Raw genomic sequence first — 15,841 nt, forward strand, 5'->3', positions numbered from 1 at the left:
GCTTTAGTCGAAGCGCGGTAAATCAGCGATTTTTGCCCCTGCGATTTGCGCCTTACCATCGTTCAATATTATTGGCGCTGCTATCTTTCCGCCCCCCGCAATTGCCGTGAGTGTTAATGCGGCGGCAAGCTTTTCCGCCTCTTTTTCGCTCGTTAGGCCAAGCTTCCCGAGCGTTGTTATGAATGGCGCAGGGGCGATGATTTCAGTGTTTAATTGGCCTGTGGGCTGGTTTTTATTGTCGAGTGATAGTTGACCAGCGACGGACAATTTTGATTGTTGTATTTCGGTTTTCAAACCGGAAATTATTAACTGGCCTCCCGCGTGACGCCACAAATCCGCGTCTGCGACAGCTTCGGCTTTTGTTAAGGCAATAACCGTTTGCATATTGCCCAAATCAAGCCGCTCGTTTTTGACTTCGCGATTGAGATCTGTGGTCGCCAGGCTCAGGGTTAGTGTCGATAGGTTGCCAGCCTCGGGGGATAGATCGAGCAATAGCGAGCCAAGATTCACGCGCATATCATCAGCTTGGCGATGTGCATTAAGATGGCCAATAGTGGCTGCGAATTTCCATTCGTGTGTTTTATCATTTGCAATGGAAACGCGAAAATCTTTGGCGCGGATAGCCCAATCACCATACCCATCAACATGAATAAATTGTTCTGTCTGCGTGGAAAAAATCAACTTGTTGAGGTCGTAAGGCAGGGCATCCAGGCTCAATCGTTCCGTATACCAAGAATATCTTTGATCTTGGGTTTCGATACGCGGTGCCTCGACATGCACCCGTAAAAAGAAAGGAAATCCGTCGGACTTGAGCGCATCATACTGAACGTCAATTCCCATTTCACGTTGATCATCCGCCCAAGCGGTAATTGCTTTTTTCATCTCCCCGGCACCGGCCTGCCAGAGAAAGAAATAGGCGATCAGGATAATCCCTGCGACTGCGTAGGGTACATATAGCCAGCGCCGCCGGAGTTGTTGTGCGGTGTCAGTCATGGTTCACGCTTTCTAGGTCGGGGCGTGCGCTCTCCAGTCGGGCGCGGAGTTCGTTGGTGAATTCTTTGCGGTCAAGGCCGGGCGCGATTGCGGGTAAGATGCGCAATGTAATTGTGCCCGGCGTTTTTTTGATACCTGGGTGTCGCCAGAAACGGCCGCTATCATGAGCGACAGGAACGCAGATGGTGTTTACGGCTGCATATAACCCTGCGACGCCCGGTTTAATTGACGCTCGTTCGCCGGGGGAGATGCGGGTTCCCTCAGGGAAAACAATAACTTGTTCACCAGCCGCGATGTGTTCTGCTGCCTTGCGCGTCATCGCGCGAAGGGCTTTTGCCCCGCCTTTTCGGTCCACCGGAATGTTGTCAGCGCCTGTGGCCCACCATCCATAAACGGGAATTTTGAGCAATTCTTTTTTGAGGATCATGACCGGTTTGGGCATGAGCGCATAAAGCGCGATCGTCTCCCACATTGATTGATGGTTGGCCGCAATGATCGCGCCACCTTGTGGAATGTTCTGTGCGTCTTCTATCCGATAGGAGATGCCCGTGATGACACGCAAATTCCAAAGCGTGAGGCGCGCCCATAGTTGAATCGTTTTTCGGGCAGCTTTTTTATTAATAATCATCGGTAGGCAGACAATTCCCATGATTAAAACCATAAGAATCAAAAGCACCGTGAATATAAACGAGCGAAGTTGTATCAGCATTACTTGCCAACGCTGTCGACAAAGCGTTTGGCATGCGCCAATAGAAATTTAGAATACTCACCCGCCAATCGTAGCGCCGATTTAATCGAGGTGGGTTTTCCGTCACTATCGAGATAGCCCGATGATACAGCAAAAGGATTGATTTCTGCGTTTGGCATTTTTGCAGAGGTTTCAAGGATGGCGCGGGGCATATGGTAATCAGACGTAACCAGAACAATTTGCTTGAAAGCATGGGTCGTGGCCCAATTACTTAACTCGCTTGCGTTGCCCTTTGTGCTCATGGCCTCGCGCCCAAGGTCAACGCAACAATCGAAACGTTCTGGGGTGCCGGTCCAAAATTCAGACAGGCGCGCGCGCGATGTGTTGGGATGGACGCCTGAAATCAAAAGCCGCTCGCCTTTGCCCTCTTGAAATATTGACATGGCTGCAACAATGCGTGCACCGCCACCGCCGGTATAAACGACCACACCGTCTGTTTGATCCGGTACGACACTTTCTGTCGTTGGCAATTTGGCGATAAAGATCAACAATCCAATCGCCCAGAGGATGCCTAATCCGGTAAGACTTGAAATCAACTGTCTCACGATTTTATCCGTCCCAAGTCTGCCACATGCTCACGATACCCGATCGTACTATATAGGGTCTAGGGTGGTCGTTGGGCCAATATTAATATTGCTTGGCAAGCGTTTTTAATACGGTCATGCGCGCAGTGATTGCAGTCACGAGGCAAGTCGCAATGGGGGCTATAACTAGCCACAGGATCACCCAACCGCCTAACGAAAAAGCAGGCACAAATGCGTCAGTACCCATTCGCGCACTCATCCCCAGGGCCAAAAACGCCAGAGCGGTCAGAGCCACCACGAGACCAATAACAGCGCCACGCAAGCCGAGAATGAAAAACCGCCGTTGCACTTCGGCGGCAATGAAATTGTCCGTTGCCCCGACCAGATGCAGGACGGAGATAATTTCATGATTAGCCGCGAGTCCAGCGCGGGCGGCAAAAACCGATATCGCGCAGGCGGCCCCCATAACCAGCATGAAAATAGATAATGCCATGGCCTGACCTGAGCGTGCGGCACCAGAAAGTCGGTCATGCCACCTTGTATGATCATCAATCGTTGCGCCCGGTGCGGCGGCAACTAGCCTATTGCGAAGGAGATCTAGATTGTCACGTAAGGTAGGGTCGGCTTTGACTTCGATAATTGCCGGGATGTTCAAAAAGACTTCGGCATTGCCTTCGCCGAGCCAAGGTTCAAGCAGCTTGGTGGTGTCTTCGCGGCTCCGCACGGTCGCCTCAACCACGCCTTCGGTGTCGTTGAGGACGCGTAGCGCCTCGGTGACACTGGCGTCAATTTCGGTGGGGCTTGCCCCTTTGACCTGAACGGTAATTTCCGACCGTAGTGCAGACGTCCATTCACTTGCAGCTCGATTGACCATCAATAGCGACGCCATGGCCAGCACAGCCAAAAACGACATAATGGCAATAACAGCGGTTAGGGGCGCTCCGGCTGCGCCGGCTTCGGGGAGAAGCGGTGCACTTCCCGATCCGAAACGTTTTTTTCGAGGTTGTTCTTCAGTTTGGGGTTCATCGTCATGCGCGGCGGTGGTCATGAAGCTCCCCCAATGCCAGCACTGCGAGACACGCCGCCCTCATTAATTCTTAACACCGGTTTACCAATGGATTGCACAAGGTGCAGATCATGGGTCGCGACAATGACCGCGGCCCCTAATTTATTGAGCTCCACGAATAATTTCATGATCCGTTCGCCCATGGCGGGGTCCACATTGCCGGTCGGTTCATCGGCGAGGATAAGGTCCGGTTTTGAGACTAAAGCGCGCGCCAACGCCACTCTTTGCTTCTCTCCACCGGACAGTGTTGGCGGTTTTGCGTCCATTCGATGACCCAATCCGACCCAATTTAAGAGTTCGCTTACATCTTCGCGGTAATGATTTTGGTTAACACCAGCGACTTTCATGGGGAGCGCGACATTTTCGAAAGCGGTGAGATGATCGAGGAGTCTAAATTCCTGGAAGACGACGCCAATTCGGCGGCGAAGCGCGGGCAATGCCTCGCGGGGCGCTTCCATGGCGTCTTCACCGAACAACGAAAAATGCCCCCTTGTCGGCCGATGCGCGAGGTAAATCATCTTGAGCAGGCTCGTTTTACCTGCCCCGGAAGGCCCCGTCAGGAAGCGAAATTCACCTTCCGACAGCGACATCGAGACGTCGCTAAGGGTTTCGGGCGCTCCTTCATAGGAAAGCCCGGCATTTTCGAATCTGACGATTTCTTTTCCGGTATCCATTTTCCATCCGGTCTGAGTGTGCAGCGGTCAGTTCTACGCGGCTTCACTCTTGGTGAACACATAAATGATTCTGGCGTGTCATGATAATTACCTGTCCCGATTGTACCACTCGTTATGATGTTGATGATGAGCGTTTTTCCCCAAATGGACGCTCCGTGCGGTGTTCGTCATGTGGCGAAAGCTGGTTTGTGCCTGCTCCTGAGTTGATTGACGTAGAGCCCATCAAGGAAAGTAACGTCCGCGCCGATAAAGAAAAGACTGAACGGCCCAACCGACGCGAGAACAGTGATCGTGCAAGAATCCGTGTTGGGGTCCCAAAAGATGATGCCGATCATCAAGGCCGCGATGACAATCGTAAAGATAGAAGCGATATTAAAAATCATCAAGAAAGCGACCACAAACGCCGCAACGAATCCGACGACGATCGCGACTTTCAAGACCGCGAACGCAAAGATCGGAAATCACGTCGTGACAGCCGGGACGAAGAACCACGTCGGAAATCATATGAAGATGACGAAGATGATTCGCTATTTGTGCGCCCTAAGGATCGCGTAGAAAACAAGTCTAAAGGGCGCGGCGATCACAATGACGACAACGCGAATGTGCGTAGCCGAAATGATCGTGACGAATCTCGGCGCTCGCATCGTGACCGCGACGAAGACGACGACGTTCAAGAAAAAGGTTGGCGCAAAGGTCGTCAATTCATCATCGAAGATGAAGATGATGTAGAAAATCGACCATTTTTTGCGCGCAAGAAGAAAAAAGAACGCGATGAGGATCGCCGCGAGCCATTGCGTTTTGGCGATGATGATTACGCAGATGAACGCAGCCAAAATGATACGCGTGAAGAAGAGCGTTTTTCCGATGAGGAAGACGATATAGATTACGACGTTGTCGATGCTGATTGGGAAGATGTTGGCGAAGATGGACCGATTGAACGTGGTTTTGGTCGTCGCATCCGTAGCCAACGCCGGCGCGCAACAGCTTTGGCACGGCTAGAGGATGTACGTCCGCTTGATCCGCAGGCGCTTGATGATGAGTTTTTTGCGGCGCTTAAAGTTACGCCACGGGAACTGGAAACAGCTATCCGTAAGGCGCGCCGCCGCGCCGAAGCGCGTGATAAGAACCGCCTGACACCGTTCAGAGCGTTTGGGTGGGCGATGTGGCTATTCGCGGTTGTTGGTGTGCTTTATGTGGTGGTGACCTATCGTGATGATATCGTAAAGCTTGCTCCGGGTACGGCGGATGCATATGCCGTGATCGGTATTGATGCCAATCCCTATGGACTGGCGATTGATAATGTCCGTCATCGTTTGGCAATGTCGACAGGTGGTCCAACCATTGAGATCACTGGACACCTTCGAAATGAGACTGATGCCGCGATTGATACACCGTTGCTACAGGCCGAAGCGCTGGGCGCACGTGGTGAATTGTTGGCGCGATGGACCTTTGCTGCGAGCGAAGCACAGGTTTCTGAAAGCGGTATCGTGGAATTTGTTACGCGAGCACCAGCGCCAGATGGGGTCACGGAAGTTGCGCTGTCATTTGCACCAGCATCTTCGACGGTTCTCGATAGTTTATTGCCGCTGAACGAATAACAAATGCGCCGATAAACTGGCGCTTTTCATTAAAAGCGATTATGACCGGTCCCTTCATATATCAGAGAGGGGAGCGTTCAAATGCGCACGCTTTATACCGAAGATCAGATCGCCCAACGCATTGATGAGATGGCAAAAGAAATTGCACGTGATCTCCCTGCGGATTTTTTAATGGCACCTGTGTTGACGGGTGCCTTTGTTTTTGCAGCCGATTTGTTGCGGGCGCTCTATCGCCATAACAGCGACCCCTATGTGGATTTTATTCAACTCTCATCCTATGGCGGTTCGCGGTCATCTTCTGGGGTTGTGACCTTGCTCAAAGACTTCTCGATTGACCTTACCGGCAAGACTGTACTGCTAGTGGATGATGTCCTTGATACAGGACGTTCTTTACATTTTGGCAAAGGGATGATTCTTGATCGTGGCGCGGTCGAGGTCAAAACATGTGTGTTCGTCAAGAAACAAACAGGTCATGCGGAGGATATTAGCTGCGATTATATTGGGTTTGATGCGAAGGCTGATGACTTCCTGATTGGGTATGGAATGGATGATGATGGCCGAAAACGGGGTGTTCCGCTATTGGGTGCGGGGTAGACGGACGTTATCGTGGCCTAAAGCCACCATTCCCGTGGACGCGGGTGCGCGCTCAAATTTAATATATATTGTTCCAGCAGGTAGATTCTCTGTTGTTATCTTAAAAACGTTCTAATAGCCGTTCCAGATATTCAACTTCGCTTTCGTCGCGATTGGGTTCACCCAAACGCTTGCGCAGTTCATCAATGACCGCGCGGGTTCTGCCGGCTTCGCTCATGCCCGGCACTTCAACACCTTCGCCTAAGGCCTGACCGGCAGGTCGCCCCAGTGGATCCATCGCAGGGCCGCGCTCGCCATTCTCACCTTGGCCATTTTCGCCTTTAGCTTGGCGCATTTGTTCTCTGGCGAGCTTTTCTGCGCCTTCTCTCAGGCCCGCAATGGCGCGTTCCATTGCATCGCTCGCGGTACCGAAATCATCACTACGCAGAGCGTTTTCAGCCTCACGCATGGCGTTGCGTGCGCCGTTTAGGGCTTGTCTGGCTTCGCCATTCGGATCGGGTTTTCCATCTGCATTCAGTTCATCCATTAATTTGTCGAGATCACTGCCTAGGCCGCCTTCGCGCCCTGCGAGGTCATCACCATTACCGCCACCGGATTGGCCACGTTCAAATGCCTCGTCAGCTAATTCGCGCTGGCGTCCGATCATTTCGCCAGCCTGACCGGCTGCGCCGCCCGCTGCTTCGCCCGATGCGCCTTGTTGCCCTTGTCCGCTTTGGCCCGAACCGCTTTGAGACATCCGAAGATTATTGAGCATGTTTTCAAGCTCGGACAACATTTGACGCGCGGCGTTTGCTGCCCCTTGTTCTGACAGATCGCGAATTGCATCGAGCATTTCATCAAGATCAGAGCGTTCGAGTTGCTGCGCGTTTTGTTGACCATCTCCATCGCTCGGCTGGCCGGATTGCGCCATAGCCATGAGATAGTCGTTCATTGCCTGCCGAAGGTTTTCTACCAATCGCTCAATTTCGCTGTCGCTGGCCCCGTTCTCTAATGCTTGCCGTAGGGCTTCTTGAGCGGCTTCCAGTCGTTGGCGGGCGAGTTCTAGGGATTCGTCTTCTAATTGTAGCGCAAGCGGCCAGAATTTTTCGACAGCGTCATCAAAACCATCATCATTTTGACGCATCACGCGCCAGAATGCCGAGCGTAGCAATAGATAGTTCGTTGGTTTATCCGTGTAGAAAATATCGGGCGCTAATGTCATTGCATCGAAAGACCGTGCGGCGCGTTTCCAATCATCCTCTGCCACTGATAATGTTTGACGTTGTTCAATAACGGCCTTGGCAATCGGGTTATAGAATAACCGCGTCGGCAGAGTGACAATCTCTTCGGTGGATTCGCCATCTTGCTTCGCGCCATCAGTCACCACGGCTTTGGCAATCACTTGTAACCCCGCCCAAGGGTCGGATTGTAAATCTAGACTAACGCCATGCTCGCCTGATCGTCCGGCGACCCCTTCAAGGGGAATGCTGCGTTGTTCATTAAGTGCTTTTTCAGTAAACGCAGGGCTATCGAGTGGCCGCTCCTGTTCGGGATCAAGTCGTAGAACCAATCGGGCTTGCTCAACGCCGTAATCGTCCTCAAGCAGAATGCTAAATTCCAAACGCGCGTCGTCGGTGCGGGCAGGGGGCTCCATAAAGGCCACGAGAGGAGCGCTGTCGCTAATAATACCGATGGGCCAGTTGAATGGTTTTCCGCTGAGTGAAAGTTGCAAAAGACCACTTTCGCCAAGCGCGATTTGCGTGCGGCCCGCGCCATTATCGCGATTAATGTCCGGACGGATTTTCTCATTCGCTGTTTGATAAACAATCTTGGCCCGGCCTGCGCCGTTTATTTGCGCGACAAGAATTGAACCCTCGGGGGCATCAATCTGAACGATTTCATCGGATGGATTTTCCCCGGCGCGTAGCAGATAGATTGGTGCGCGGTTGGCGTAGGCCGGTGGTTCTATCCATACATCGGCCACCAATGCGCCAGAACCCGCATGGGCCGCTGGCGAAAAGCCAAGGGCTAAGCGCGTGGGTGCATCCTTTCCCGCAGCGATCACACCAATGCATAAAAGACCAAGGGCGATATAGCGCAAACCAAATGGGTCACGCTCATAGGCTTTCGTTTCAAAAGACTTTAATCGCGCTTTTCTGGCTTGCGTCCGCATTTCTTCGAGATGCGCCTGCCATAGCGGTGATGGGTTCGCGAAAAATGGTTGGTCGTCTAGTGCCTGTAGCGCGGCATGGTGCACACCACCATCGGACTCAAGCCGTGCTTGGCCTTCGCGCCGGGTTGGGAATTCAATTCCCCGCAAATTTTGAAACAGCAGATATCCAAATCCGCAGACGCCTAGAATTAACCCTAGGGCGTGTGCCCATACGGGGATGTAACGCCACAGGTCACACAGGCTGACAAACGCAAATAAAAATGGAATGGCCAATGTCGGTAGAATGGCAGGCCAGAATTTTTCCCAAAACAAGACAAGCCGTGCTGCGAAAATCGCAGTTCGGCCAGGAATGCGCTTCCGCTTTGCGGAATCATGTGCCAACACGGTCGTCATACTTCTTGCACTTTATCGCGGGAAGGGGCTCGCGTCGACGCCGCTTCACCTCACACTTGCTTCACTCTGGCGGATCGCTGGCGGAAATGGGTTAACAAACAGGAGAACACCCTTGGTCTTCGTGCTCGCTTCGCCAAAACGCCGGCAAAAAATGACCGAAGAGGCGAAGCAATCGCGGGCGTCAGCGTTACACTGGAATCTCGCCTGGCTGTTCGTCATTATCTATAACCTTGTGGGTATCGCTGATATTTGTTCAACGGTGCTTGCCCTACAGATTGGCGCGGGCGAAGAGGCTAATCCCATTGTTCTCGGAATGATGAACCATGCTGGCGATGGATGGATTATCGCAAAACTATTCCTACAAGGTGTGATTAGCTTTATGGTTGTCTGGTTTCCGCATTGGATCGTGTTGACCTTTTTTGCGGTGGCGACGGTTGGCAACGCGCTCATCGTTGCCAACAACTTTGCAATCGCGGGTGTGTTTTAATCGATCCAATCGGGATAGTGCTCAAGCGCCGTCATTTCATCAAAAGTTGGACGCCTACGGATGATTGCGTGCTTATCGCCGTTCACCAGAACTTCGGGAATTAGTGGTCGCGTATTATATTGCGAAGACTGTGACGCACCATATGCCCCGGCTGACATAATCGCCATATATTCGCCGGGTGCCATTTCAGGCAGGTTACGGGCTTTGGCAATATAGTCACTCGATTCACAAACGGGACCAACAACATCATATCGTGCATTGACCGCGTCCATGTCACGCTTGACCGGAATGATGTCATGATGGGCATCGTAAAGCGCTGGGCGGATCAGATCGTTCATGGCCGCATCAACAATTAGGAATTTTCGCGCTTCACCTTCTTTGACGTAAACCAGTTTTGTCACCAAAAGCCCTGCATTCCCGGCGATCATTCTACCTGGTTCGAAAATTAATTGAACATCAAGTGGGGCTGTTACACGCTTGATCAGTTCAGCATAATCATTCGGGTGCGGCGGAATTGTGCCGGCACCGTACGGAATACCTAAGCCGCCACCAAGATCCAGCCTTTCGATTGTGCAGCCGTCTTCGCGAAGATCTTTGATCAGTCCTGCTGCTTTTTCAAAGGCGGTTTCAAATGGTGCAAGGTCAGCAATTTGTGATCCAATATGAAGATCGACGCCTTTGATGCGAATATTCTGCATCTCGCGTGCACGGGCATATAATGCGCGGGCGTTCGTCCATGGTACGCCGAATTTATCTTCCTTGCGGCCGGTCGAAATTTTGTCGTGACCACCTGCGGCGACGTCCGGATTGACCCGGATTGCGACCGGTGCGATTTTGTCGAGATCACCAGCAATGTTGTTTAGGGCTTCTAACTCCGGTGCGGATTCAACATTGAATTGATAGATTTCGGCATTTAGCGCGGCTTCCATCTCTTCAGTAGTTTTGCCGACACCAGAAAAAACAATTTTCTCTGGTGCAATGCCCGCATGCAGCGCGCGTGTTAACTCGCCGGCGGATACGACATCTGCGCCCGCGCCTTCGCTTGCCAGAATGCGCAAAACAGCGAGGTTGGGGTTCGCTTTGACTGAATAGGCAACAAGTGCGTCAGTATCGGCAAACGCTGTCGAAAATACCTTTATATGTCTGCGCAAAGTTGCTTCGGAATATACATAAAATGGCGTGCCGACTTTTTCGGCCAGCGCAGAAATGTCAATGTCTTCCGCATAGAGACGGTCTTGTCGGTAATCAAAGTGATGCACAGTTTTGGCCTATTGAACGATTGTTTTTGCTTCTGGTTCGTCGGGCGCGCGTAAGGGGGCCTTTTTTCCGCATGCAGAAACGGCAACCAAAATAGCGAGCGTCATAAAAAGGGCACGCATATCAATTCTCCTGTTTCAACGCTGAAATCCAGCGCTGTGCTTGCGTCTTTACATTTTCTGGGGCGGTGCCGCCATAGGCTTTGCGCGACGCAACCGAAGCATCGACCGACAGAACATCAAAAATGCCGCTATGGATGCGGGTTTCAACGGCCTGCATTTCGTCGAGGCTTAATTCGTCAAGGCGAACTGATTTCGCCTCAGCGGCAGCAACGATGCGACCGGTAACATGGTGCGCATCACGGAACGGAAGCCCCAATTCGCGCACCAGCCAATCAGCAAGGTCGGTTGCGGTCGAAAATCCGCGAGCGGCGGCGGCCTTCATATTTTCGGGGTGCGGGGTGAAATCACCTATCATGCCCGTCATGGCCGCAACCGCGAGGGCAAGCGCATCCACTGATTCAAAAGTTGCGGCTTTGTCTTCTTGAAGGTCCTTGGCATAGGCAAGCGGTAGAGCCTTCATCACCGTCAGCAACAGATTCAAGGAACCGGTAATGCGTCCAGTTTTCGCACGAACAAGTTCTGCAGCGTCAGGGTTACGTTTTTGGGGCATGATAGAAGAGCCGGTTGAAAACGCGTCCGAAAGGCTTGCAAAGCCAAATTGTGGTGATGTCCACAAAACGAGTTCTTCGGCCAAACGCGACAAATGGGTCGCGGCGATTGCGGCCGCAGAAAGAAGCTCCAACGCGAAATCACGTGATGAAACGCCGTCAAGAGAATTTGCGCACGGATTATCAAACCCAAGTGCATTGGCGGTCGAGTTTCTATCGATCGGAAAGGGCGTCCCGGCGAGTGCGGCTGATCCAAGTGGGCATTCATTCATGCGGTTGCGGGCATCAATAAAGCGCCCCGCATCGCGCGAGAACATTTCAACATATGCCAATAGATGATGACCAAGCGTGACTGGCTGTGCGGTTTGTAAATGGGTAAAACCCGGCATGACGGTGGCGGCGTTTTCTTCAGCGCGTTCCGCCAGTGCTTGCATCAATGCTTTTAGACCTGCGGCTGCTTCGTCACAGGCATTGCGGCACCACAGACGAAAATCCGTTGCCACTTGGTCGTTGCGTGATCGCGCAGTGTGTAGACGGCCCGCCGGCTCGCCAACGATTTCTTTTAGCCGCGCTTCGATATTCATATGAATATCTTCTAGCGCTTGGCTAAATTTAAAGGTGCCGCCCTCAAGTTCTTTTGCGACTTGGTCCAGGCCGCTGAGAATTGCGTCACGATCTTCGCCAGAAATAATTGAAACCTCGGCCAGCATAGTCGCATGGGCGCGCGATCCGGTGATATCTTCGCGCCATAGGCGTTTGTCGATATCGATTGACGAGTTGATCGCTTCCATGATTGCGGCTGGTCCTTGAGAAAAACGACCACCCCACATCTGGTTTTCTGTGCTATCGGGCTTATCTGACATAATTCAATTCAATTCGGTTGGAGTGACGTGACGTGAATATTCTAAAACAACCTCGCTTTTGGCTCCTTGTTTGGGGGGCGGCTGGCGCGGTGTTTCTCCTCTACGTCATCGTGAGCGCGAGTGTAAGCCCACGCGACGCCGCATCCTCCTCTTTACCGTCAGCATTGGATCACGATCGTGCGCTTTTGGTCGGTGAAATGGAGGATTTCACCTATGCCTTCCCGCCGCGCGGCACACCAGAAATTACCTTCCTCCATGAAGGGAATTCCATGTCCCTTAATGACTTTCGCGGTAAAGCCGTGTTGGTCAACCTATGGGCAACGTGGTGTGCCCCATGTCTCAAAGAATTGCCGTCGCTTGACGGGCTGCAAAATGTATTAGGTGATGAAAAATTTGAAGTTGTCGCCATCGCTGCAGATTCGCGTGGGCCAAAAGTCGCGCAAGATTACCTTGATCGGTTGGAGATTAATCACCTCAAACTTTATGCTGACCCGAATTTGCAATTCGCATTTGCAATGGGCGGCGCGGATGTGCTGCCGATTAGTGTTCTTTATGACGCAAAGGGCCAAGAGGTTGGCCGCCTCATCGGCGAGGCGGACTGGCAAAGCCCTGAAGCATTGGCATTGGTGCGGTCGGTATTGCCATAAAACGGTCTCTGACTCGCCCTAGGCTTGTCCGACCATTGCCGATATACCATCGGCACGATTTTCATCCGTGGAAGGGCAGGGCTGCATCGGGCAGGTCGTTTGCTCCACGGCGAGGGAGCTAAATTCGTGAATTATTCCAACATTTTACTAGCGGGCGTTGCGTCGCTCGCGCTGATTTCCTGCGGGAAAAAGGACGATGGCGTCGATGCGCCAAAATCAGAAACCAGCCAACAAGCAGCAAAGACGAATGCGGATTCGCCGCTAAATACGTCGTTCAAGCTCAAAGGCGCTGAACCAGTTGAAATCGATCAGTTTTTTGCGCTGCTGCCAGAAGATGCTCGGCCAACTTATGAAACAGCGACATTTGACAATGCCCTTGGTGCAGATGTTGTAACGGGCCTTCGCTTTTCTGATGCGGATGATGGCGAAGCGCTAACCGTGGCGCGGGCCGAGTTTTTTGGTCTCGACATGGAAGCTATTGATCGCGTCAAAGCGGCGACGGATGTGGGCCCTGATGCGCCGTTCGAGACGATTTTTACTAAAGTCCGTCTTTTTGATTTGGCGACCGAGGGCTTTGAGGGTGATGTCGAGGCCGTTGGTCTTACGATCGGTGGCGTTGAATTTGATCAACTTCAAATACGTCAAGGCGGCACTGAGGGTAATGGCGAGGGCGACGAGGGCGCGCGGGCACTCAATGCAATCAACATTGCTGGTATCTATTATAAAGACATCGCAATGGCCGCCGAGTCCGATGAAACGCCATCATTTGTCGTAAATGTCCCCGATCTTCGTTTTGTTGGCGTAGGCGGCGGAAAAATTGGCGCGATTATCGCCAACGAACTTGGGTATACGGTTGAGCAAACCGATGAATCGCGATTGGCCATGATGCAGGCTTTTGGCCCGCAAGGGGCAATGTTCCTTAATGGACCACTTTCTGGGTTCATCGCGCCAGAGAGCCAAGAGATCAAAGTTGAAAGCTTTGAGTGGCGCAACATTGATTTTTCAGGTTTGCTTTCATGGGGCTTGCGCGATGAGAAGCCACCAATGACGGCTGAAAATCTAATCGACCTTGGTACGCTGAAGGCGCTCGATACCCAATCGTGGGTGAATGGAAAACGCGCAGCGGTGGTTGCAGAAACGACGATGACTGCGGGCGAATTCACTTGGCTAGCGCCTTCAAACATTCGTCTCGAATCCAAGGGCGCGGTATATGACTTTACGGCATATATTCCGGATTCGGAAGAAGATGCGGCGAAGGTCTTAAAAGAGCATGGCCTTGATGATGTGAAAGGTGACGGTTTTGCATCATGGGTTTGGAATTCGAAAAATGGTAATGCCGATCTCGACTATGTTTTTGAAATGCCAACACTTGCTGATTTCAATATGAATATGAGCATTTCCGACCTAAAACTTTCGGAACTCGCCAGTGCCGCAGAAGAAGGTGAAACCAATCTGCTTCGCGAACATGGTGCGTTCAAAGGTTTCACATTAAAATTGAAAGACGAAAAAGCACTTGATGCAGTTTTCGCAATGGCAGCGCTTCAAATGGGTGGTTCCGGTGAAGATCTGCGTGTTTCTGCGCCGGGGCTTATCCGGTTGTCAGGTGCGCAGGCCGCCCAGATGAATCCGCGCATTTCTTCGTATGTGAATGCGTTTGCCGATTTTGTTGCTAAAGGTGGTTCGATAGAAGTGTCGGCACGACCAGCCGAGGCTGTGCCATTTACGACGCTACAGGCGACGGGTATGTCAGCGCCACAAACGATGCCTGATGTACTCGATCTAACTGTAACGCACAAAGAGTAAATTCTTATCCGCTAATCCACCGGGGTTGGCGGGTAGGTATTGAATTTAGAACGGGCCGCGCATTCGATGCGCGGCCCGTTTTTTATCAATCACTAAGGACAAATGTCACTTTCAGTACGACCCGATATTCTTTTATTTTTCCCTTGTCGAGGATCACGGACTGATCTTTCACCCAAGCGCCCTCAACATTTTTCAATGTCTTGTTCGCTCTATCGATACCTTCTTCGATTGCGTCCTGAAAACTTTTCGGAGAGCCGGAAATAATCTCTGTAACTCGTGCAACGGACATAATGCCTCCTATCTGTTTTTCGGCGTGTTAATCACGCCGATGCAGAAAGTAGAACATTTTTAGGGTCAGGCTTGCAATCTGGCCCTAGCGCGTTGGGACGGGTATGTCGCCAGAATAGTCATAGAAACCGCGACCGGTTTTCCGGCCTAACCAGCCTGCTTCAACATATTTCACCAAGAGCGGGCAGGGGCGGTATTTTGAATCGGCCAAGCCTTCATAAAGGACCTGCATAATAGCAAGGCAAATATCGAGTCCGATGAAATCAGCCAGCTCGAGGGGACCCATAGGGTGATTGGCACCGAGTTTCATACCGGTATCAATACCTTCGACGCTGCCGACGCCTTCATACAATGTATAAATAGCCTCGTTGATCATCGGCATCAAAACCCGGTTGACGATAAATGCCGGGAAATCCTCTGATACCGCCATTATTTTTCCGAGCGAGGCGATGACATCTTTTGTGGTTTCAAAGGTTTCTTTTGACGTTGCGATACCGCGGATGACCTCGACCAGTTTCATCACTGGTGCCGGGTTCATAAAGTGGATACCGATAAAATGATCTGGATGTTCGGTAGCTGCCGCAAGGCCGGTGATGGAAATGGACGACGTGTTACTGGCGAGGATCGCGCCCGTTTTTAGGACACCTTTGAGCGCAGCAAAGATTTCTTTTTTTATAGCTTGGCTCTCGCTAGCGGCTTCGATAACGAGGTCGCATTGCCCAATGCCATCAAGTAGATTCGTTGTTTTAATGCGCGTTAACGCGGCACTATCGGCACCCTGATCAATAACGCCCTTGACGGCTTGTCGGGTCAGATTCTTTTCAATGCTTGACATCGCATTTGCAATTTGTTCGTCAGAAATATCGTGCAAGACCACATCGTAACCAGCCTGTGCAAACACATGGGCGATGCCGCTTCCCATTTGGCCCGCGCCAATTACGCCGACTGATTTAACTGATGTCATAGCCCGTTCCACTTCCAAAAAGGTGCGCCACTTGGTTTTGCGGCGCTCAGCCAACTTGATATTAGGCGCGTCGTGCCTGCCAACATGCGCGCCACAATGATATTGCACTGCAATAATGGC

16 protein-coding genes are annotated in these 15,841 nt (G+C 51.8%); 5 read left to right on the plus strand and 11 right to left on the minus strand.

Annotated elements, in window-relative coordinates; translation table 11 throughout:
* Positions 1 to 3 precede the first annotated feature (3 nt).
* From ABFZ84_RS05460 to ftsE, 5 genes are all read right to left on the minus strand, one after another.
* On the minus strand, positions 4 to 993 hold the full coding sequence (locus ABFZ84_RS05460) for a DUF2125 domain-containing protein (RefSeq protein ID WP_369312928.1): 990 nt from the start codon (positions 991 to 993) through the stop codon (positions 4 to 6).
* Positions 986 to 1,621 carry a lysophospholipid acyltransferase family protein gene (locus ABFZ84_RS05465; protein ID WP_369312929.1) on the minus strand — a complete coding sequence of 212 codons (636 nt, stop codon included), beginning with the start codon at positions 1,619 to 1,621 and terminating at the stop codon, positions 986 to 988. Before ABFZ84_RS05465 ends, ABFZ84_RS05460 begins: the two co-directional genes overlap by 8 nt.
* 80 nt (positions 1,622 to 1,701) lie before the next feature.
* A complete protein-coding gene (locus ABFZ84_RS05470) occupies positions 1,702 to 2,286 on the minus strand; it encodes a YdcF family protein (RefSeq protein ID WP_369312930.1) in 585 nt (194 codons plus the stop codon).
* An 82-nt stretch (positions 2,287 to 2,368) separates the two neighbouring features.
* A complete protein-coding gene (locus ABFZ84_RS05475) occupies positions 2,369 to 3,313 on the minus strand; it encodes a cell division protein FtsX (RefSeq protein ID WP_369312932.1) in 945 nt (314 codons plus the stop codon).
* Positions 3,310 to 4,005, minus strand: coding sequence for a cell division ATP-binding protein FtsE (ftsE, locus tag ABFZ84_RS05480; protein ID WP_369312933.1), 696 nt, complete (start codon positions 4,003 to 4,005; stop codon positions 3,310 to 3,312). The genes ABFZ84_RS05475 and ftsE overlap by 4 nt, the downstream gene beginning before the upstream one ends.
* 80 nt (positions 4,006 to 4,085) lie before the next feature.
* Between ftsE and ABFZ84_RS05485 the strand changes: the two genes are divergently transcribed.
* Positions 4,086 to 5,603, plus strand: coding sequence for a zinc-ribbon domain-containing protein (locus tag ABFZ84_RS05485; protein ID WP_369312934.1), 1,518 nt, complete (start codon positions 4,086 to 4,088; stop codon positions 5,601 to 5,603).
* 81 nt (positions 5,604 to 5,684) lie between these two features.
* The gene (locus ABFZ84_RS05490) at positions 5,685 to 6,197 is read left to right on the plus strand and encodes a phosphoribosyltransferase (protein WP_369312935.1); all 513 of its coding nucleotides are present in this window, start codon (positions 5,685 to 5,687) and stop codon (positions 6,195 to 6,197) included.
* 100 nt (positions 6,198 to 6,297) lie between these two features.
* Here ABFZ84_RS05490 and ABFZ84_RS05495 read toward each other — a convergent pair whose 3' ends face one another.
* Positions 6,298 to 8,742, minus strand: a complete 2,445-nt coding sequence (locus ABFZ84_RS05495) for a DUF4175 domain-containing protein (protein ID WP_369312936.1) — start codon at positions 8,740 to 8,742, stop codon at positions 6,298 to 6,300.
* Positions 8,743 to 8,893: 151 nt separating this feature from the next.
* Here ABFZ84_RS05495 and ABFZ84_RS05500 point away from each other — a divergent pair, with 151 nt between their 5' ends.
* Positions 8,894 to 9,229, plus strand: coding sequence for a DUF5658 family protein (locus ABFZ84_RS05500; protein ID WP_369312937.1), 336 nt, complete (start codon positions 8,894 to 8,896; stop codon positions 9,227 to 9,229).
* Here ABFZ84_RS05500 and lysA read toward each other — a convergent pair.
* The 3 genes from lysA to argH are packed head-to-tail and all read right to left on the minus strand — an operon-like array spanning position 9,226 to position 12,019.
* A complete protein-coding gene (gene lysA / locus ABFZ84_RS05505; RefSeq protein WP_369312938.1) occupies positions 9,226 to 10,488 on the minus strand; it encodes a diaminopimelate decarboxylase in 1,263 nt (420 codons plus the stop codon). The two genes, ABFZ84_RS05500 and lysA, sit on opposite strands and share 4 nt — an antisense overlap.
* 9 nt (positions 10,489 to 10,497) lie before the next feature.
* The gene (locus ABFZ84_RS14775) at positions 10,498 to 10,608 is read right to left on the minus strand and encodes an LPS translocon maturation chaperone LptM (protein WP_455429340.1); all 111 of its coding nucleotides are present in this window, start codon (positions 10,606 to 10,608) and stop codon (positions 10,498 to 10,500) included.
* Between the two features lies 1 nt (position 10,609).
* Complete coding sequence (argH, locus tag ABFZ84_RS05510; RefSeq protein WP_369312939.1) at positions 10,610 to 12,019, minus strand: argininosuccinate lyase; 1,410 nt, start codon at positions 12,017 to 12,019, stop codon at positions 10,610 to 10,612.
* 32 nt (positions 12,020 to 12,051) lie between these two features.
* Here argH and ABFZ84_RS05515 point away from each other — a divergent pair, with 32 nt between their 5' ends.
* A complete protein-coding gene (locus ABFZ84_RS05515; protein WP_369312940.1) occupies positions 12,052 to 12,666 on the plus strand; it encodes a TlpA disulfide reductase family protein in 615 nt (204 codons plus the stop codon).
* A gap of 126 nt (positions 12,667 to 12,792) precedes the next feature.
* On the plus strand, positions 12,793 to 14,469 hold the full coding sequence (locus ABFZ84_RS05520; protein ID WP_369312941.1) for a hypothetical protein: 1,677 nt from the start codon (positions 12,793 to 12,795) through the stop codon (positions 14,467 to 14,469).
* 85 nt (positions 14,470 to 14,554) lie between these two features.
* Here the strand turns inward: ABFZ84_RS05520 and ABFZ84_RS05525 are convergent, their stop codons facing one another.
* Both ABFZ84_RS05525 and ABFZ84_RS05530 read right to left on the minus strand, forming a co-directional pair.
* Positions 14,555 to 14,758: a dodecin family protein gene (locus ABFZ84_RS05525; RefSeq protein WP_369312942.1), complete on the minus strand. Its 204-nt coding sequence runs from the start codon at positions 14,756 to 14,758 to the stop codon at positions 14,555 to 14,557.
* Between the two features lie 84 nt (positions 14,759 to 14,842).
* A complete protein-coding gene (locus ABFZ84_RS05530; protein ID WP_369312943.1) occupies positions 14,843 to 15,721 on the minus strand; it encodes a 3-hydroxybutyryl-CoA dehydrogenase in 879 nt (292 codons plus the stop codon).
* Between the last annotated feature and the right edge of the window lie 120 nt (positions 15,722 to 15,841).

Origin of the sequence: Hyphococcus lacteus (genome assembly GCF_041058985.1) — a bacterium.
Lineage (GTDB): Bacteria > Pseudomonadota > Alphaproteobacteria > Caulobacterales > Parvularculaceae > Hyphococcus > Hyphococcus lacteus.